At 37.7% G+C, this 20,389-nt stretch carries 21 protein-coding genes; 16 read left to right on the top strand and 5 right to left on the bottom strand.

The genetic code is table 11. From position 1 onward, the window contains the following. The first annotated feature begins 262 nt into the window (after positions 1-262). The 6 genes from G6Q48_RS20325 (at position 263) to G6Q48_RS20300 (ending at position 5,216) form a co-directional block, all read left to right on the top strand. Positions 263-1,216: a tyrosine-type recombinase/integrase gene (locus G6Q48_RS20325; RefSeq protein ID WP_166268230.1), complete on the top strand. Its 954-nt coding sequence runs from the start codon at positions 263-265 to the stop codon at positions 1,214-1,216. A gap of 15 nt (positions 1,217-1,231) precedes the next feature. Then, positions 1,232-2,050 carry a DUF4365 domain-containing protein gene (locus tag G6Q48_RS20320; protein WP_166268228.1) on the top strand — a complete coding sequence of 273 codons (819 nt, stop codon included), beginning with the start codon at positions 1,232-1,234 and terminating at the stop codon, positions 2,048-2,050. 20 nt (positions 2,051-2,070) lie between these two features. Continuing rightward, complete coding sequence (locus G6Q48_RS20315) at positions 2,071-3,081, top strand: hypothetical protein (protein ID WP_166268226.1); 1,011 nt, start codon at positions 2,071-2,073, stop codon at positions 3,079-3,081. Between the two features lie 492 nt (positions 3,082-3,573). Continuing rightward, positions 3,574-4,323, top strand: coding sequence for a signal peptidase I (gene lepB / locus G6Q48_RS20310; RefSeq protein WP_166268224.1), 750 nt, complete (start codon positions 3,574-3,576; stop codon positions 4,321-4,323). Beyond that, complete coding sequence (locus tag G6Q48_RS20305) at positions 4,307-4,660, top strand: hypothetical protein (RefSeq protein WP_180273043.1); 354 nt, start codon at positions 4,307-4,309, stop codon at positions 4,658-4,660. The genes lepB and G6Q48_RS20305 overlap by 17 nt, the downstream gene beginning before the upstream one ends. Then, complete coding sequence (locus G6Q48_RS20300; protein ID WP_241254140.1) at positions 4,647-5,216, top strand: DUF459 domain-containing protein; 570 nt, start codon at positions 4,647-4,649, stop codon at positions 5,214-5,216. Before G6Q48_RS20305 ends, G6Q48_RS20300 begins: the two co-directional genes overlap by 14 nt. A gap of 411 nt (positions 5,217-5,627) precedes the next feature. Here G6Q48_RS20300 and G6Q48_RS20295 read toward each other — a convergent pair whose 3' ends face one another. Then, positions 5,628-6,836: an RNA-guided endonuclease TnpB family protein gene (locus G6Q48_RS20295; protein WP_166268220.1), complete on the bottom strand. Its 1,209-nt coding sequence runs from the start codon at positions 6,834-6,836 to the stop codon at positions 5,628-5,630. Between the two features lie 22 nt (positions 6,837-6,858). Between G6Q48_RS20295 and tnpA the strand changes: the two genes are divergently transcribed. The 5 genes from tnpA to G6Q48_RS20270 all read left to right on the top strand — a co-directional run bounded on the left by tnpA (position 6,859) and on the right by G6Q48_RS20270 (position 10,711). Further along, entirely contained in the window at positions 6,859-7,275 is a 417-nt protein-coding gene (gene tnpA / locus G6Q48_RS20290; protein WP_166268218.1) for an IS200/IS605 family transposase, read from the top strand. 183 nt (positions 7,276-7,458) lie between these two features. Then, the gene (locus G6Q48_RS20285; RefSeq protein WP_166268216.1) at positions 7,459-7,917 is read left to right on the top strand and encodes a restriction endonuclease; all 459 of its coding nucleotides are present in this window, start codon (positions 7,459-7,461) and stop codon (positions 7,915-7,917) included. A gap of 89 nt (positions 7,918-8,006) precedes the next feature. Further along, positions 8,007-8,969 carry a hypothetical protein gene (locus G6Q48_RS23055; RefSeq protein WP_166268214.1) on the top strand — a complete coding sequence of 321 codons (963 nt, stop codon included), beginning with the start codon at positions 8,007-8,009 and terminating at the stop codon, positions 8,967-8,969. 57 nt (positions 8,970-9,026) lie between these two features. Further along, complete coding sequence (locus G6Q48_RS23050) at positions 9,027-9,593, top strand: hypothetical protein (RefSeq protein WP_166268212.1); 567 nt, start codon at positions 9,027-9,029, stop codon at positions 9,591-9,593. Between the two features lie 41 nt (positions 9,594-9,634). Then, a complete protein-coding gene (locus G6Q48_RS20270) occupies positions 9,635-10,711 on the top strand; it encodes a hypothetical protein (protein ID WP_207393059.1) in 1,077 nt (358 codons plus the stop codon). Positions 10,712-10,806: 95 nt separating this feature from the next. Here G6Q48_RS20270 and G6Q48_RS20265 read toward each other — a convergent pair whose 3' ends face one another. Then, on the bottom strand, positions 10,807-12,357 hold the full coding sequence (locus G6Q48_RS20265) for a UvrD-helicase domain-containing protein (RefSeq protein ID WP_166268210.1): 1,551 nt from the start codon (positions 12,355-12,357) through the stop codon (positions 10,807-10,809). 293 nt (positions 12,358-12,650) lie between these two features. Between G6Q48_RS20265 and G6Q48_RS20260 the strand changes: the two genes are divergently transcribed. Further along, positions 12,651-13,280 carry a hypothetical protein gene (locus G6Q48_RS20260; RefSeq protein ID WP_166268208.1) on the top strand — a complete coding sequence of 210 codons (630 nt, stop codon included), beginning with the start codon at positions 12,651-12,653 and terminating at the stop codon, positions 13,278-13,280. Next, entirely contained in the window at positions 13,255-13,590 is a 336-nt protein-coding gene (locus G6Q48_RS20255) for a hypothetical protein (protein WP_166268206.1), read from the top strand. The genes G6Q48_RS20260 and G6Q48_RS20255 overlap by 26 nt, the downstream gene beginning before the upstream one ends. 63 nt (positions 13,591-13,653) lie before the next feature. On the opposite strand, the gene traA is transcribed toward G6Q48_RS20255, so the two are convergent. From traA to G6Q48_RS20240, 3 genes are all read right to left on the bottom strand, one after another. Continuing rightward, the gene (traA, locus tag G6Q48_RS20250) at positions 13,654-14,013 is read right to left on the bottom strand and encodes a TraA family conjugative transfer protein (protein ID WP_234430072.1); all 360 of its coding nucleotides are present in this window, start codon (positions 14,011-14,013) and stop codon (positions 13,654-13,656) included. Between the two features lie 113 nt (positions 14,014-14,126). Then, positions 14,127-14,933 (bottom strand): DsbA family protein, encoded by an 807-nt coding sequence (locus tag G6Q48_RS20245; protein ID WP_166268204.1) that lies wholly within the window; start codon positions 14,931-14,933, stop codon positions 14,127-14,129. Between the two features lie 16 nt (positions 14,934-14,949). Continuing rightward, positions 14,950-15,591 (bottom strand): hypothetical protein, encoded by a 642-nt coding sequence (locus G6Q48_RS20240; RefSeq protein WP_166268202.1) that lies wholly within the window; start codon positions 15,589-15,591, stop codon positions 14,950-14,952. Between the two features lie 30 nt (positions 15,592-15,621). Between G6Q48_RS20240 and mobH the strand changes: the two genes are divergently transcribed. From mobH to G6Q48_RS20225, 3 genes are read left to right on the top strand one after another with little or no spacing between them, the layout of a single operon-like run. Continuing rightward, a complete protein-coding gene (gene mobH, locus G6Q48_RS20235; protein WP_166268200.1) occupies positions 15,622-18,126 on the top strand; it encodes a MobH family relaxase in 2,505 nt (834 codons plus the stop codon). After that, positions 18,123-20,036, top strand: a complete 1,914-nt coding sequence (traD, locus tag G6Q48_RS20230) for a conjugative transfer system coupling protein TraD (RefSeq protein WP_166268198.1) — start codon at positions 18,123-18,125, stop codon at positions 20,034-20,036. The genes mobH and traD overlap by 4 nt, the downstream gene beginning before the upstream one ends. Next, on the top strand, positions 20,037-20,387 hold the full coding sequence (locus tag G6Q48_RS20225) for a hypothetical protein (protein ID WP_166268196.1): 351 nt from the start codon (positions 20,037-20,039) through the stop codon (positions 20,385-20,387). Positions 20,388-20,389 lie beyond the last annotated feature (2 nt).

The raw sequence follows: 20,389 nt of genomic DNA, 5'->3' as shown, positions 1-20,389 counted from the left end.
TTAAAGGTCATTATAGCTTAGTGTCAAACTTTATTATTCCAAAATCGCCTTTATGTACAAACTCTCCGGCTTGTGTACAAACTTTATTGTTCCTAAACATTAACTTTTGGATGATAAATCCTTGTGTTACTCTTTACTCGGTTAAATATGCATTTAATGTAGTAACCTTTATTCTTTTCTGATTTGTGGTTAGTAATGCTGATTGACGCACCAGAATCAACGATAATTTTTACACCAATTTTCTACACCAAAGAGGGCGGTAATGGGGGAGTTAATATTACGTGACACTGTAACAAATATTGTTGATGTAAATAACATGACGAAAAACACCAACAATCCAGCAACCAGCTATTTGCTACGGCTACGTTCCAAACAAAGTCAAAAGACAATGCGATCCTGCCTCGTGTCGGTGGTCAAGTTGTTTCGTTCTACGGACCCATTCACGTTTGACTGGTCCATTATGGATCGGGATTCTGTCCAATTGGTACTTCAGAAGTTAATACTGGAGAAAAAGACCCCAAATAGTATCAACCTAGTCCTGAGCGCGATTAAAGGGGTTGCTGAAGAAGCCAGAGCATCACGAACCATAGATAGCGATACATATCAGGACATTAGAAGCATACGTCGCATTCGTGGGAACCGTATTGGTAGAGGGCGTTCACTGAGTAGTAGTGAAATAACGCAAATTTATCAGCATCTTGATAGCCTAAATACCGCAGTCTCTATACGTGATGCAGCGATTGTTTCACTGATGCTCGGCTGCGGTTTGCGCCGTGCTGAAGTCACTTTGTTAGATATGGAAGATATCAATTTTGATAACTACGCCGTTAAAATAATGGGGAAGGGTAACAAAGAAAGAACTAATTTTATGCCAAGTGATACCCTCCGTCGCACTCGCTTATGGATTGAAACTGTTAGGGGAGATCATTCCGGTGCAGTTTTCACCCGTATTCGTAAAAATGATGATGTGACTTGCGATAGAATAACAACCGATGGTTTACGGTATATTATTGATAAATTGGTGAAAGATTCAGCCTCTGATTCATTTACCCCCCATGACTGCCGACGAACCTATGCTACTAAGCTGTTAGAACTCGGTGAGGACCTACTTACTGTCAGAGAAGCTATGGGGCACAGTAGTGTCGCTACTACACAGCGATATGATAAACGAGGTGTAACACGCTTAGAAGCTGCTGCTCGTAATCTTCAATATTAAAAATAGGAAAGAATCATGAGGATTTTAGCTCATTCAATAGATTCAAGTGCAATTGCACAAATTAATGTCAAAGTTCCGGCAAGAGATTGGGTAGTCCATTCAATAGGTGAGCGTGACTATGGGATTGATTTGATGATTCAAGTATTTAAGGACAAACAGCCCACTGGTAATTGTTTTTTCGTTCAAGCAAAAGGTACACAGACTAAATTTACCAATAAGGTTAAAATGGCAAATTTTCCTGTCGATACGATAAAATATGCATTGCTTTTTAATGTTCCATTTTTTGTTTTCTACATATCAACAACAAGTAAAGTAATTAAATATATTTGGCTTCAAAAATATGTGGAATTAGAATTAAACGAGAATAAACCAAAATGGCGTGATCAAAAAAGTGTAACGCTATATTTTCCTGATGAAAACGATTTGGACACTAACACGGCTAAAATCGATAATATCTTGATAGAACATAGGGTTGAGATAGAAAGCCTTGAGTTTTTAAAATTATATGAGGAACTTGTATTACATACAGGGTCTGTCCTTACAGGGCAATATGGAGTTAGTCAATACTGCGAAGATATTTGTATTGGACTTATCAAAATTAAGTGGTTAATTAATCACCTTGGTATAAACACAGAATCGCACGGAAGTAATATTAATATATTTAACCTTAAAGACGCATTTTATAATATTCATACAAATAATCATATTAGCTCAGATGAGTGTACTGTGATTGATGAACAACTGGAAATATTAGAATGTATTAAAACTGAAATAATATCCAAAGATGCTTTAAATGAAATGGCATATGACTATGCCAATATTATACCATTTTAAATTATGTGAATTATATATTTATGCGAAATCTAACCACATGGACCTATTCAGAAATAACGAAGCTAATTGGGGTAATTGACGAACCTTTTTTCATTGAAAAGATATGCAAATTTACTGGTCGTAGTGTAAATGATGTCCTCGCTAAATTATTGAACATGGGGTTGTGTGAAATAAACCATAAGGATAATAAGATATCTACGGCTAGGAATACTAATTTAAACTACCTCATTCCTCATTCATCATTTATTCCTAAATTATTAGAACTTGGTTGGATATATGAGTTATCAAACAGGGAGGAATCTCTTAAAGCCCCCAAGTGGTGGGTGAGTAATGATCAGTTCCCTATGAGCAACACTATCGAATTGAATCGTAATGAAACAGTATGGGTTAATGAGGAAATTCATACAGTTATCTCCATGATACAAAAAAAGATGAACCTAAGCTCAATCGCAGATAAAATACATAGAAATCAATCATCTATTACCGCAATGTTAATAGATCTTGGTATTTTAGAATGCATTGATAAACAAGCAATCTTTTTGTCTGAAGTTAATGAATTGAAACTTTCAAAGTATACATTTAATAATGCGCTTGTTCTTATTAATCATGGATGGGTTGTTACCAACAATAATTTATCTGCGCCTAATTGGTGGCTTGAAAATAACAAGGATAATGAGAATGTTCATAATAGCCACTATGATGAAAGGAAAGAAATAACCGGTAGTGATAGCAGACAATTGTATATGTTTGTTAAATCAGAATTAGAGGGCATACTAAACGCTATTCATGAAAATAAGCGTATCGAAGAATTGTCAGATGTAACGTATTTAGGTTATACACTTGCAGATTTAACGACCTACATTGGTATTACTTCAGTTAGGGCGGCAGGGCTGGTCACAAAGAACAATAAAACCCACATGAGCTATTTTATGGATAAACCTTATAATATAAAGAAAATGTTGATTAACTTTGGTTGGAAAGTTTCAGAGGATTCATTAGCAGCTCCTGAATGGTGGTCTAATGAAGAATAAATACACTACATTCATTCGGATCATTTTTTTAACCGTCATTTGTGTATATCCAGCATATATGTTAATTCGAAAAAGAAATATAATTGATATTTCAGTATTAATATTAACTGTTTTAATTGCATTAGTAGGCGATTTTGTTGAATCTATTCCGTTAATTGAATTATCTAAGGTATTCGCATCATTCTTTCTTCTTACAATTTATGTATATTGCTATCATATCTATTTTGAACACTCTAAAAATCATATTGATTCAATCAGCTTTAAAACAGTTAATAATAAGATAGGACATCTTGTTTTTTCCAGTGACACTATATGTTATTTTTTGCCTTTAAAAATAAGTAGCCACTTTAATATGTTATGGTTTTATGGATATTTGAGAGCCGTAACTATGCACCACCAAAATAGAAAGTGATACTTTTAAGACTGTTTACTAAGAAAAAAGATACCATATAACGGGTACATTGCCTTTTTAATTTCTGAAGGCTGAAGCTCATGAACTTCATAAGTACCCTTATTCTTGCACTTATCCTACGAATTCTTTACCTCATATATCGAAAACGTAAGCCTAGTTTTTATACTGTTAGCTTGGTAATAATATCAGTTATTGTGTGGTCCGTTAAATCCTACCTATTGGACTATTATATTATCCCAACATCCTCTATGGCACCGACATTGAAAGCCGGTGATCTCATTTTTGCAAAGCCGGTTGACGCGCAAAAAGAGCAATTGATGCGTGGAGATATAGTGATTTTCCGAGCTCCTGCATTCCCTTCATTCATTTATGTAAAACGCATAATCGGATTGGCTGGCGATACTATCACTTATGCCGATGATAAGTCGGTCCAGATCAACGGAAGGATGATCGGGCAGCTAAACCATCATAATGACCATACGAGTACCTATCAGGCACTTCAGGAACGTAATACGCAACAATATGATTATGTCATTGATAACCGTAAACCATTCGTTAAGACGATTTATACACAATGGGTAATTCCTGATGGATATGTTTTTGTTCTTGGCGATAACAGAGATCATTCATGGGATTCACGTTTTTTTGAAAATGCAGTTGGAACTCCACGCCATTTGCGAGGGCTTGTTAAAAAGGAACTTTTGATAAGCCGGTATTTAGCCACGGCTTTTACACTTGAGTTTATGAAAAGCGATTTTGATATAGGGGAGAATAGCTTAAAAGTAATTTCTGAAGCTCAAACGGCAGAGGGGAATGATGGGGATAAATAGAAGCTGTATCGCATTAATTTGCTTTTTCTTGTCCTCTTGTGGTTCTACCACAGGGGCGATCACTACACACGAGCATCTTGTGACGCAAGCCACACAAGATAAGCATGTCAGTTCTGGTGGCTTCGATAGAGTAGCTGATACCTATGTATTGGCAAGAGAGATTACTGGTCTTGAAGCAAATGAAATAAAGCAACTCTATGAGGTGAAGGGGAGTGACAACACATTAATTAAAATTGATATGGCATCTATACCATGCTCGATATTGCTTAAAAAGAACACAGGTCAAAGTAGTGAGATTTGGCTTATAACTGATATGGGTTGCAATGAATATTTATAAAGTCTCAGTAATCAGCTCCCTTTTATTTTCTTCTATGTCGTACAGCAAACCTGTTTTTATAGGAGATTCGCTTACCTATGAGATAGCTAAAGGGTACAGCACAATCCAAGCGGTTGATGCTCGATACAAAGTGGGTAGCGGATTATCCACAAAGAAGATCCTAGATTGGCAGAGATACGCAGAGCAATTCAGTTTTGAAGAATACGATACCGTTTACGTGATTCTCGGTACTAACGACCATGTTCAAATATCAGAAAAAGAAAAGTACACCTCTAAAGTTCGGCATTTTATCCAAACCATAAAAGCCAGAAACCAAAATGTGATCTGGTTACTTCCTCCAACCCTTAAAGACCCCGCCAAAAACAGACTATTAGATAACACTCGACAAGCCATAATGACGGCTTCGCAGATAGAGGGGATCACCACCGTAGATACACGAACGGTTCTTGGTGAAACATACAAGGATGTCATAGATGGGACAACAGTTCGCACGAAAGATGGAATACATATCACTCCGAACGGAGCCTTACTTACCGTGACACAGCTACTTTTTTAGTAAATTGGAATGTTGTAATGAGAAGAAAGCGTAGATTTAAGAAACGAAATCCCTATGTAACTAATATGAATATTTCATTTATATTCTATATGACTACTTTGATATTTCTTAGATTTGATTCTATTGCGAGAGTTTTAACTTTAGTAATACCTTTAGCTGCTGTTTATATGTTGTCACCTAGCAGCAAAATATTGCGGTTACACAAGAAAAAGAAACCTGAATGGGCTTCAGTGGGAATCAAAAGAAATGCCCCTCTATTAAACCCTCAAGTTGCATTAGTGATAATTGCTGTTACCACAATAACTATATTTTTTCTTCGTTATGACTATGTGATAACAACGAAAATCATACAACTGATATGGGGAGATTTGACATCCTCCCCCGCCTAAAGGCGGAGGATTCCTACCGCGTTCAGACCGAAGCCTGACTCGCCTCGGTGGGTTCCTGCTTCAATGGGCGGCCTGACTGCGCCATCCCTCCACAGGCAAGTACGGCATGTCCTGCCGCTAATATGTTACGTGCGCCGTTGATATCGGCGTTCTCGGTGTAACCGCATTCCTGACACACGAATTTACTTTGTGACTGACGATTTTCTTTTGCTGTATGACCACAACATGCACACCGCTGGCTTGTGTATGCCGGCGGTATGGCAAGTACCTGACCACCGCGCCAGAGCTGCTTGTACTCAAGCTGACGGCGCATTTCGTACCAGCCTTGATCCAGTATCGAACGGTTCAGTCCTGATTTGGCTCGGACATTTCGTCCGCGTTGCTCTGCCGTACCTTTTGCCGATTTCGACATGTTACTGACCTTCAAATCCTCAATGACAATCATGGCGTGGTTTTTGCTGATTTCCGTTGTGGTTTTATGAAGGTAGTCTTTCCTGATGTTGGCAATATGAGAATGCAGACGCTGGATTTTTCGCTTCTGTTTTTTCCAGTTGGCACTGAATTTGACTTTACGGCTTAACTGCCGCTGGAGTGTTGCCAGCTTGCGCTGGCTTGCTTTAAAACTGTTGACTGGCGGATATATCTTGCCGTCTGAAAGCGTGGCGAGTTTGGTTACTCCTGCATCAAGCCCTACTATTGAGGTTGATTCATGTTGTGGTTCTGTCGCTTCATACTCAGTCTGAATGCTGACGTACCATTTACCGCATGACTGACTGACCGTGATGTTTTTCACTTCACCAATGACTTCACGGCTGTTCCGGTAGCGCATCCATCCCAACTTTGGCAATGATATACGACTATTGGATTGATCGAGCTTCACGCCCTGCGGGTAGCGGAATGCATCATTTTGGCCACGTTTTTTGAAACGTGGAAATGCGGCACGCTTCTGGAAGAAATTTTTGTAGCCGCGTTCCAGATCCTTCAGCGATTGCTGCAACGGTTGTGATGGAGCGTCTTTTAGCCATTGGGTATCAGAGTGGGATTTCCACTCAATGAGCCATGAAGCCATTTTAGTGTAGGGGATGCATTTATTTCCCGCTTCATGGTTCTCATTCTGAAGTGCCAGCGCACGGTTAAAAACGAAACGACAAGCCCCAGCAAAGCGCCGCATGTCGCGCTCCTGTTGACCATTTGGTCTTAACTGGAATTTAAAGGCTTGTAGACGTTTCATATTACCTATTATACTTTGGTCTATGAAAAAAGAAACGGATATCCGCCGCGGTAGAAACTGTGTGTTTCTAATGCATGTTCACTTGGTTTTTGTGGCTAAATATCGCCGGAAAATATTTGATCAGGACGCGATTGAAAAATTGCAAGGCTACTTTGCCAGTGTTTGTGCTGATTTTGATGTTGAACTGGTTGAAATGGATGGGGAACGGGATCACGTTCATTTACTGATTAATTACCCGCCAAAACTGGCTATATCTAATCTGGTTAACAGCCTTAAAGGGGTATCGAGTCGATTACTTCGACGTGATCGTCCTGATATTGCCCAACGTTATTACTACAAGGGGGTTCTTTGGTCGCCGAGTTATTTCGCGGGGAGTTGTGGTGGCGCACCAATATCCATTATCCGCCAGTACATTGAGCAACAGGAAACACCTAGTTAGTTAAAAAAACGTGCCTTATATCCCCGACCTGAAGGACGGGGTTTTACGGCGCATCGGATAAAAACAGCATATGCTGATATTTTCGGGAAAAGCAGTGCGAATAAATTATTTTCTCTGAGGAATATCCCAGTTTGTACATATTATACATTCCATATATTACGCTCATGCGTTGCATTCCTGCTCGTGGCTTATTCAGCAAGTGTCTATTTTCGTTATAAACAACAAACTATGTTTAAAAAGGTACTTTTTAATGCAACCTATCATGAAGATGCATTGCAATTTATCCGCGAACTATCATGGCGAGAATTTGAGGAATTTATAAGAGAGTTATTCAACAGCCTTGGGTACAGAGCTACTGTCACTAATTATGGTCCAGATGGTGGAAAAGATATCATTATGGAACGTGATGGAATCAAAGTTTTCGCTCAATGCAAACACTGGAAATCTGACAATGTAGGTGTTGCTATCGCCCGTGAAATGGTTGGTGTACTAGAAGCAGAACCCGAATTTAAGCATGTATTTCTAGTCACATCAGGTAAGTTTTCTAACGATGCAGTTCTATACAGTCACAGAACATCTGACCGTCTGACACTCATGGATGGAAAAATGATAGCCGATAAATTATTGCTGTTAAGAAAGTAATCCGCTTTTAGAACCATTGCGGCCTATTCGTAGGGCGTAATTCTATAACATATAGCAGATACACGTAACACAGATTATTGAGGCTCAAAATGACGGATGTTTCTTCCAATACTAAAAAAAATGAAAGTAAAAAAGGACTTGGTTTTCTTCTGAATAAAAAATCCATGATTGCAGTTGCAGTTTCAGTAGGTGCAATAGCAGCATTTGTTTTAGTCAAACCAGCAACAGACACGACTGAAATTGATGTTAATTATTATAGTGACGTTGAAACCTCTATTCCTGTTTTTAACAATCCCAAAGAGGCAGAACCAGAATCGAACAGTGCCGAGAACGTAGCTAAAACCGATTCTCCGGCATCAGAGGTTAAATCCGACTCTGTTACAGGTGATGTTGCTAAGACGCTCTCAGAAGCAGTACAGGAGCATTCTGACGTAACAGAAAAACAAAATCCATTAGATAGCGAACAAAGCATTAATGACATGCTTGAGCATGTTAGCGAAGCAGCTACTTCAGTAGTGGAACACTCTCAGGCATTAAGTACCAACTTTACAGGTCAACCACCTGCACCGGCAGCTCAAGAGCTCAGTGATATGTATTACAGCAATCAGGCTCCAACACAGCAACAAGACTTTAAAAACGTATTTGATGCAGCATTGGAAGAAAGAAACAAACGCCTTGAAAATGACCAAAACCTCGACTATGTAGGGAAGCAATTAACGATCCCATACGCTCCAAATTCACAAACTAAAGTCTATCTCTACCGTAATTTTGCTGTGAAAATTTTCCTACCAGCACAATCTGAAGTCGTTAAAGAGCTCAACTACTTTATCAATGGCTCGGACCATGACGATCATTTCGATATCAAATTATTACCAAATAATATTTTGCTCTTATCGAAAAAGCCAAGTTCTGAAGTGTGGGGAGGTACAGACTTATTCATAACTCACGGTAAACAAAATTATACATTTATATTACTTAGCGCGAAAAATCCGGATGAAAGGACAGATTCTATCCATTATGAAAAAGTAATCACGAACACCGCCAGCAAGTGATACGAAACTCTTACTCTACTATTTAAATGCCCCACTACGTTTTTTTTTGGATTAATAATGAACAGATACACTAGCTTGAGAATAATATCTGAAGATATTCAGATGTACCCTTTCTCATATCTATTATGCCGCCAATTATTAAAAGCAGGGTACATCGAGGGGGAAGCAGTAATAGGCATCTATAAGAAGGAGCTGGTTAATCGTCCTGAGACAGATTTAGCGTACACAAATAGCTTTTTACAATATTCATGGATTGAGACAACAACGAATAAAATCATAGATCCTTTAAGCGGATTACGTGCAGTTGGCTCGACCATTGACCTTTCAGAACAGAACAAAACAGCAAACTACCACGCTGGAGTAAATCCTTTGAAACTCACCGCTCACACTTTACCGGAACATCGTTGTTCAGATGAAGTGTTTACACTAATGAGAGGTGCGGAATCTGAAGCAGTGAGGCGAATTTTGGGGTTAGAACAGAATCCTAGTGGGATAACAATGACTGAAGCTGCATTCATTGCTAATTTATCAGTCGAGCAATATCTCGGTTATGATAGAGTCATGTTCAAATTTCTGGTGAAACATCATTTAGAAATGCTTTTAGCTACACAAACTGATAATTAATGTTTATCGTATTTTGTGTGTTTTACCATCAGTGAGAAACTATGAAACGCCTAGAACGCAACCCTGAAAAATTTGAAGCACTAGAAGTATTTACAGCATTCAGCCGTAAACATGGCTATAAACTTAGATCACAAGAAGATACAGAAAAATTCCTGCAAGTTTTTCGTGATACTCTCAAAGTATCTCAGGATAATACAATTTTGCTTCACGGCAAGCGTATGGAATCTTGTTTTGGTCAAGTAGTCGCTGGTCTGCATGGTTGTCGTTTGATTAAAACTGAAGATACCGGTGACGTAATTTATGATGATGACGAAATTGAGTTACCAGATTACAGACTCATTTTGAAAGATGGGAGACAAGTATTTGTTGAAGTGAAAAATTATAATCACTCTAACCCTAAAGCGTCATATTTTCTTGCAAAGAATTATGTTGAAAAATTTCAGCGATACAGTGAAATAAACCAGATACCTCTCTTTTTTGCAATATACTACCGTTGTCTAAGAATGTGGACTTTACTTCCGGTAACTTCATTTATTGAGCGCAAAACGAAATATGAAACATGTGCTTTGCATTCTTTAGGAAACAGTGAAATGGCAATGCTTGGTGATGTAATGATTGCAACAAAGCCTCCACTTATCATCGAACTAGTAGCAGATAATACACAAGAGATTTCTATCAATGATGACAATTATGCTCATTTTGTCTGTGGTGATGTGAAAATGTATTGTGATGGAGAAGAAATTATTGATGACAATGAAAAAAATATAGCTTTCTATCTTATGAGATTCGGTGAGTGGGAGTGTGGTAAACCAGAAGCAGTAATGACTCAGAGTAATACGTTACATAGTGTTCGTTATTCATTTTCCCCCCAATCTATGGAGGACTTTGAAAAAAATGGATTTTCAATACTTGGCAATCTAAGTTCTATGATAACTGAAGCATTTAATGAACATACCGTCTATGAGCAGGAAGTAACAGCTATTACCTCTGGAGCAGAACCTGACGTTTTTTCAGTCAAAATCCCTGTAGATTATAAAGGGAGCGTTCTTCGGCTGTGGCGCTTCTCTTTAGAAGCAAATCCGGATTTTAAAATTGGAGAGAACAGAATTACCGAATAATTACTATACCTTCATTAACTTGAAAAGCTAACCTTGCCGATACAACTATTTTTAGACTAGATAATAATGGTTATTATCGGCATTTATATATCCTTTCAAATAACACACCTCTGATTAATAAATAAAAATAGCTCTGCTGGAGTGACAATAGGTATCGGAGTGTTTTTATTTTTTCTTTTTTTTATTAACGAAATTATTTCCATGATTACTATTGATATAGACAAGGCTTTCGTGGCTCTTGTTACTGCAACGTATAACAAATTTAACTCATCATTAATAAATATTAGATTCTGTTTTTGTTTTGGTGTTTTCTCAATATATTCAACTAATGAAACATAATCATCATCAATCTCAATATATTCCCATTCAAGTCCTTTCGAGGAATGTGCAGTTACAAGCGTTAAATCAGCATCATTGTAATTATTAACTGCTGCTTTTTTAATTTTATCAACAAGCTCTAGAATATCAGGTTCATTCTCAATTAGGTGTATCGTCCTTTTCAATGTGTTGTCACCTGAGTTCTCTGCAACGCTTACAACGCGATTCCAATTGGGGTAGTCGTATAAAAATGCTTTTCTCTTTATCATTTTCGTATTGCCAATATACAGATAGTAAAAATCAGCAATATCGTCTAATGCATACCTATCAATCCCACCTACAAAGAATACTTTTTTACCGTTTCTTCCAGCGTCAATTGCATTGATCAACACAGATAGATTGGTGCGTGAAATCACAGTTCTAGGGAAGATATTCTTGATTTCAGCTTTACTTATGAGCCTATCAGTAATACCGGTCGTTTTAAGGCTTACAGTCTCCCCTTTTAACATCAGTATGGCATTTGCTATAGCAGCTACACATCGTCCAAACCGATATGACGTAGTTAGACGCAATATCTGAGCTCCATCACGTACAGATGCATCTAGGGCATCATTTGCCCCACGCCACCGATTAATCATCTGGTGCGTATCACCAACAAAAATTCGTTTGCACTCACATTTGTCAAGCATTGCCTTCGTTACTAAGTTGGCATCCTGTGCTTCATCAAACAAAATTATGTCGAACCATGTATGCAGGGGAGGGGCGACCAACTGGAAATATTTTATGTAAAAGTCAGGGGGGGCAGGAAAATCACTTTTAGGGTCAGCCTGTAATTCAAAAATGAGTTTTGCATTTTCTAAAGCGCTTTTCCTAACATTATCAGTATGTTTTTTACCATTCCCAGTGTTCTCTGTTGGAACGTGATGTATCTGTAACGAATAATCATCAGACCTATAAAATTTATTTAGAGTCTCGATTATGAGAAATTGCAATTGAACAGATGTAATGTTTAGTAGCCGAGCAACATCGAACCCATTGAAATTAAACTTCATTTTGTACTTCAAGTTTTTCAAATAACGATATGCCATTGCATGAGTAGTGATCACTTTGGTATTAGACGGGAATTTTTGTGATGCCTCAGTCTGTATGCCCTTATTATAGGCTAAGTACAGAATACGTTTATCCAGATTACGCTTTGCCAGTTGAGTCAATATGAACGTTTTTCCTGAACCTGCATAAGCCTGACAGCAAATATACTTTTCTTCAGAGGCTAAAATCGCTTCTTGTTCTTGAGAAAGAGTGATTTTCGGCATATCTATCAAATCCATTACTATTAGCTTGAATGGAGAATATCATAGAAATCAAATCACTTTGGAGGGCAAGGAAATCCTAGAGAGAGCAAAACATTACAATAGAATAATACTGCGTATATTCAATGCGTTAACAATTAAGTCATGCAAAAGGTCAAACAAAGGTCGCAGACCATCAAACTAAGTGATGGTATGCGAATTGCAGAATCGTCATCAACAATTAGATTTGATGATTTTGCGGAAGCCGGTTCATAACTACCGCTAAGTTTATATGAACCGGCTGTATTTAAACCCACAAAAGGGGAACAACTATGTCAAATTCAAATGACACTATCGACTATACCATACGAGGAATTTCTATTGCACTAGATCTGGTTATCTCTGAGCTCGCAGCCGCAGAACGTTTACCTAAATCTACTTACATACGGAATAAACTTTCAGAGATTTTCCTAAATAGATACGACCAGTATGCAGCTACAAGCTCACTGGTTGCTGCTTATGATGAAAAACTCGCAAGAGATCTCGGTACTACTGTTAAGCATGTTCCAATTGATAACTTTATGGCAACCCCTGATAAAATAGCATTCTGTGAAATCTTAAATATCAAGGAGGACCGAGATCTAGAAAATATTCTAGTCGAAAATGGAAAATACATTTTACAAAGAGCACGTCGGACAATTCTGGCTCATGATAACGTACCTGTGCTTACGGCATGTTCTCTTTGGTTTGCATTGTTCTGCGAGTTAGCTGGTGCTTCTCAAAAACAAATTGATCTTGCTGAAGTTAAAATATTTAACCGGTTTAATACTCGTGATGCTTACTATAAATATATCGAAAATATAAATGCTATTCGTGAGAGTAAGGGAATTCAACCTATCCTTCCTCGTGAAGCTGACGCAAAAGCGAGTAACTGCCATGTACGCATTTATAATGCCTCATAATTATCAGTTTGGTGCTTGGCGTGTAGAAATTACTTTAAGTAAAAAAGCAGAATCAGCTATAAAAGAAATAGCTATGACCTTTCCTGAATTTAAAAACAGAATTCTAATCGCTGAAAAGGCAGACGGTTATCTTACGGCTGTTACTAATAGCAGTAATGAGTATGAGAATGGTTTTTTGATTAAGAATGGGGAAAGTAAGCTCGATTTATATTCAAGTGGGCTTCCAGAAGAAGCTAATCCAACTTCAATTACTGAGGTGGCAGAAGTATTGGCGGAACACATCAATAATAATATTTGTCAGCATTTATAAGCTATCTATAAAAATAAAGCCGTATTTTATACGGCTTTATTTTTATGTAGCGGTCGTTGGTTATTACAAAACAGGAAGTACGGTAGTGACTGCAACAGACGAAGTCATAATACCGTTGATGATGTCCGGAGCATAGTACAGACCAATTGCAGCACCAACCGCCACTGCAAAGGTCATTAACGACTGACGAACAACCGCCGCAGCAATACCAACAACGACAATCAGCCCCACTAATACACGACCTAATGACCCCTGCATATATGCAGTGATTTGCATCCATACTTCTTTGAAACCGGACTGTTCGGTTCCTTTGCCATAGGCAAACATAACTGCCAGTGCCGCTATACATAATACTGCTAAAACCACGAAAAGCACTTTTTTGGTATCAATTTTCGGCATGGCACATGTTTTTACTAATTGCATATCTAACCCTTCTATATTTACAGTATTAAATTGACAGCAAACTACTATCAACGTGGATTTTACATTTACTAATTAATATTTATCTTTTATAAGGTTGCTAAAACGAATTGGTTTTATTGTGATTTTTTCATCATGGCTTCGATGGTGTTTACAAACATATCCATTGGTACAGCACCTTCTATCACACGTTTTTCACCAGTTTTATTATCAACTATTACCGTTGTAGGAGTGCCTGAAACACCAAGAGCTCGGCTTTCTGCCTTGTCTTTATCTAAAGTTAACTTTACAGAGTCAGTTTTAAGACATGTGTTATACGTAACAGGGTCTAACTCAAACATTCCGATCATATCTGCGGTAGCAAAATCAAATTCATGATTCCCCCACATTGAAATGATCTTCCAGTGATTGTCAGTGTTTTGAGCACCAGCACATAGCATTTTCACGGCATAATCAGTAGCATTTGGCTCGTGGAATGGTAGAGGGCTGTTTTTCCATTTCCAATTGACTAAACCACCATTAGCCTTATCAACTAGTGTTTTAGGGGTAGATGCGAAACGTTGGCAATATGGACATTGGAAATCCATGTACGTTACAAGTGAAAATCTCGCATTCTCATTGCCATAAGTTAGTGTGTTGGAATCAAGCTGGACTTGGGAAAGATTGAGATCTGGTTCTTCAGGTTGAGCTTCAGGCTGTTGGACCGGCTCAGTATTTTCGGACAGAGACAAGATTTTGCTTAAAGACTGGTTTACACCAGCACTTTCTGTTTTTGTAGCATTTTGAATAGTAATTGACGAAGCCAATAGTACATTAGTTTGCTTTAGCTCACTTGTGGTTAAATAGGTACTGGTTATTCCTACGCCAACCATTGTAGTTAAAAGTGCAATCACTGATTTTTGATACGTTGATAATTTATTCATAATGAAAAATACCTTTCTACTTTATTGCAGGTGATGGTTCGTTTTGGTTATCAATATAGATTTTCATTCGATAATTTTTGAGAGAGTCAGGCTCTCCATTTTGTAAAATAACTAATTCTTCATTAGTTAATTTATACTCTGGATCAGAACAGTATTTTTCTTTGATACGAATATATTCATTCCGAGATTTTTTATTCTCAGGCGTTTCCTTCAGAAAATAATTTCGTGAATTTTCACCACAGAACGATGGTAATTCAGGTTTGACATAAACGTTCGATGAACTACTGCGAGCTAAACTACTTATTAACAGGTCTGTATGAAAGCTACGGTCCACAGGAATATGTTTTTTACCTTGGTCGTAGATCTCGTATGGTGATGCAATTACGTGCCTGTAACCTTGCTGTCGCAAAGATGCGCCACCTCTATTCGTATCTTTCCAATTTTCGCGATAGGTATAGTCAGCAGGATAAGTAGCCGTTACTGCTTTTCGAGCAATTTGCTTATCAATTAAGTTATTCGCTGTACCGCCATAACCCGATTCAATGCTAATTGTGGATGTTTTTACATAATTTCCGCACCCAAATATGGGCTTATCTGCGCTACTGCAACCTGATAAGGATGTTGCTAGTAAACAACAAAATATAAATGACTTTTTCATCTAAGTTCCTCACTGAAAATCGTGGTGAGTATGAACTATTTAGGTGCAGTTTTTCCCGATATAACAATGCAAAACGGTTCTAATTATGAAATTGCAAATTTAAAAACAGGTAACATTGTTGCATCAAAAAATCTTAAAAATTTAGAGAAGCAGGTTCACCGAATGTTTATGAATTGGTTAAAATCCATACTGAAATCAGGGAGAGATCCCTTCTCGGTAGATGTGTCAGCATTGTCAGATATACAGGACTCACAGCATTCCATACTTCAAAAAGGTGAGATTGAAATTCCGGATGATATAAAATCTCAAATAGAAACATTCAAAATGCCGATTGGATACCCGCCAAAAATTGAAGGATATCCTGCAAGAATCAGCGGAAAACAATTGCTGATTAAAACCCAAGCGGAAATGATCACAAAAATCAAAAGAGAAATGCAAATCGGTGAGCTATTTGATGAATTGGTCATGCCACTACTATGTAATACTGCTGATTTCATACACTTACTACCAGCTTCTGAAGCACATCACCACAGAGCTCAAGGAGGGCTTTTACGACACAGTTTAGAAGTCTGTTACATCGCAGTTAAGCACACAAAGACCACTGACTTTGATAGCAATGAACCCCCTGAAGAACGGTCAGCTAACGCTTTGAAATGGCGTCTTGCAGTGGCTGTAACAGCATTACTGCACGACATTGGTAAACCGGTGTCTGACTATGAAATTTGGGATCAGACAGGTGTATATCAGTGGAAACCTAGTGGAAAAAACCTGTTTCATTGGGCTGTTGAACACGATATAGAAAGGTATTTTTTACAGTGGAACAAGAAAAGGCATAACAATCATAGAATTATAGCACCTTCGCTTATTGATAAAATAGTTCCTGCGAAAGTGATAGAACTACTTCAGCAAAATAGTAAAAACCTATATTTCAAAGTTATAGAGGCAATTTCTAACAGCGATAACATGGAACAGGCAGATAAAAAAGCAATCAATGGCAATCAGTTGTTTAATATTCTGTTACTCGCAGACCGAGCCTCTGTTGCAAATGACCTCAAATTGACATCAGGTGATGCGATACGCGCTGCCGGTTCTGGTGTATCTACAATTCAGCGTCTGGTTGATACTATGCGCCAATTTATATCATCAGGTCGTTGGACCCCAAACGTTCCTCCAAGTCCAATTTGGTCAACGCCAGATGGGGTCTACATTATTTGGGCTAGTGCTGCTGAAGAATTATGCAACGAGATAAAAAACCTTGGAATTTTTATCCCACAATCAGCAGATAGTTTAGGTGAGATACTATTAGCTCATGATGTAATCATTGAAGCGCCAAGAGGTTCACTCTATTGGAAGATTGCCCCAAAAAAGTTACTCAAATCACCGTCGTTTATAAAAGATCCAGACACGTTCTTTTACTGCGTGAAACTAGCTTCAGACGAATTACTATTTGGCGAGAATATAAAACCAACACATGCATCTGTTTATGTCAAAAACGAAACGAGTTGGGTTAGTTTTGAACCAAAAACAGGAACTAATGTAGAAATCACAGGCGAAAAGACTGAACCTACTATCGAAAACAAAGATAATAAGCATCAACCGATTGATATTGTAGATAAAATAATAAATGATACACCTCCAGAATCTGATAATGTAACTAGCATAATGAAAACGCTTGAAGAACTAGCCATTATCGAGCCAGTATGTAATGAACAAACCGTTGAAGTACCTGAAGTTAAAGTTATAGCAGCATGTGATCTCATGATACAGGGTGGTAGTACAACACTGCCAATAGGCAATCCTGCTCCTGAGATAACCCATAAACACAACCTAGGGTTAAAAGAACGGATTATTGCCATGAGTAAACCGTCAGTAGCACTACCAATGAAATCACTGACTGATATACCAGTAGCTACTCAATTATCTGAGCAGAAATCATTGTTTGCAGACGTGAAACTTGATGACACAGACTCCGTAGAGATTACAACTCAAAAGGGGATGCATAGCGATATCTATATTACAGCCGATCTGCATATCCGAGAGGCTTTTGAAATATATCTATTAGGGCTTTCAAAAGAGCAGTTAATTAGTAACATAAATCAAAATCACTTACTGGTTGATGATAAACTCGAAATACCCTCGGCATGGAAAGCCAGAAGCCCTCAAGCATCGCGTTCTAAAGATGATGAAGCGCTGGTGCTTTTAAGATCAAATTTCTATCTTGTTTTGAAAAAAGAATTACTCATTGATGTATTTATCATCACTGGATTTTCTGAAATTGAACAAATGTTAAATCCAGTCATTCCTGACTTAGCAACTTCATTAATTGAAGATGTCATATTTTCTATTCACAATGAAAACGACATTTCAGAAAACCAATTTAAAACGATTCAATATATAGAGTTGAGTCGGACAGAACTTATTGAAATATCTGCTAAGTTGGGGGTGTCTCAAACGACATTCAAACAAATCATGGCTGTTAGGTTTGAAAGCTACAACAGCCATTTTGGACTTCAATTTATGCGAGAAAAACAATGAGTGATTGGAAACATTTAATGCCATTTCGTACTAACTACGAGATGTATGAAGTTTGTGGTTGGGGAACCGGTGTATTAGCTACGGTCGGTGTTGGTACATATCTATCAATGCCTCTAACTGCTACGCTATCTGCTGCTGCGATACAAAGCATTTTCGCTATGAAATCATTGCCAAATGCAATTAAAATTGCAGTCTTGCATAAAAACCTAAAAACCAGACCGGCTCCTACGTTTACTTCAGCCTATGATGTTGTCAAAGAAATGATGAGCAATCGCGACACGACATTGATAGGTAAAGGCTTTACATGGCGGCATGAGCATGGACAACGGGCATATGAAATTTTAAAAAGTGGTGTTGCTGACAGGTTTTTACCTAATGATCATGAAAGCATGGGGCACGGCTGGATTCATAAATTAGGTAATTCAAATGAGTGGATCAGCGTACATGACGACTTAATGACGCTACATACGTCATTAACTGGTACTACGGGTTCCGGTAAAACGACTCTTTACAAATTACTTATTCTGCAAGCTGCTTTAAAACGGCAACCTCTTATTCTAATTGACCCTAAAAATGATGAGGAACTTGCTGATTATATGTACAAGTGCATGAAACTAATGGAACGAGAAGATGATTTTTATTATCTTTCCATTGCACACTTGGATAAATCCAACCGGATTTCACCAATATCAAATTATTCCAACTCAACTGAAGTAGCCAGCCGTATTATTTCCGTTATCCAGAAGGCTGATAACACAACTGATCCATTTATTTCATTTGCGACAATGACGTTGACAACTATTGTGCAGTTGATGAATTTCGCAAACGTAAAACCTACTCTTGTAAATATAAAAGCACAGCTTGGTACTAATTTGGGTAATTTTGCTGAATTACTTGTTAAAGCAATCGACAAATTAGGATATGAGCTATTTCCTGATGTATACGACTCACTTCTTGATCGTAGACTAGAACATCAATCAATGACTAGAACGACAGGAACTATCGAGAACCATGCCGGAATAAGAATCACTATCTATCTGAATGATATTGCAAAAATTAAGGAATATACATTCATTAAAAGTGGAATTGACCTATTTCAGCATAATCGTGAACATTTCCAAAAGATGATATTAACGGCACTACCTGTATTAAGCATGTTAACTAGTGATGGGTTAGATGAAGTATTGTCACCGTCCAGTGAGAATATTGATGATGAAAGAGTCATTACTAATATGAAAGATATCATCAATACAAACGGGATGATGTATTTAGGGCTTAATTCTCTTGCTGATGGTGATAAAGGAAACGCTGTTGGCTCAATATTTCTAAGCGATATCACTGCTGTTGCGGCTGATATTTATAACTATGCAAAACCTCGCGGTGAAAAGAAACGCGATACAAATATTCTTATTGATGAAGCTGCTGAAGTTATCAACGATCAGGTTATTCGGCTTCAAAATAAAGGGAGAGGGGCTGGGTTTAAGTTATTCATTGCCTCACAGTCTACCACTGACTACGTTGCTACCCTTGGCTCTGAAGCGAAAAAAGAACAAGTTAGTATAAATGCGAACCATAACATTGCATTACGGACTATCAATATTCAAGGTCAAAAAGATTTAATAGAAAGAATACCAACTACAAATTTCAAGTACATCCAAAGAGGGCATGGTACGAGTTCGGGGGAAGATCCAGAAAAAATCACCGGAAGTATTGGTGAGCGATTGATGGAGGTTGAGAGTGAGTTATTTCCTCCACAACTATTAGGAAACCTCCCAAATCTAGAGTTTTGCGCTATTTTAAAAGCGGGGAATATATGTAAAGGTCAAATTCCAATTGTACAATTACCAACCAGCGAAAAAGAAGTATTAAAGTTAAAGATGCTAATCAAAGAATTTAATAAGGCACGTTAAATGGATAATATTGTCCCAGAGTATGAGTTTAGATCCAATGCAAGCGACATATATTTTGGTCGTTTTCTTCTCCAGTGGAATATTTGTAGCCGTCAGAGCATATTGATGCTTCTATCTATGAAGGACACTGAATTTGAAACCATTTTCTGTGACTACTTCAACGAACAAATTGAGAAATATTATCAAAGAAAAAAAACTGATTTGAAGATTTCAGATTGGGACAATCTAGCAATAGTCATTTCAAAATCCATAATTTTTCTTTCAAAGTTAAATAACACTTCGCCTTTAGATGAATATCACAAGTATAAATTCCCTGAAAGGTTAGATAATAGCGTTATTTCCAGTTTCTAAAG

The sequence above is a fragment of the Providencia sp. M-27 genome, from assembly GCF_011077905.1.
Taxonomy (GTDB): Bacteria; Pseudomonadota; Gammaproteobacteria; order Enterobacterales; family Enterobacteriaceae; genus Providencia; species Providencia huaxiensis.
Note: the sequence above shows the minus strand (reverse complement) of the source record. Positions and strands in the feature narration are given on the sequence as shown.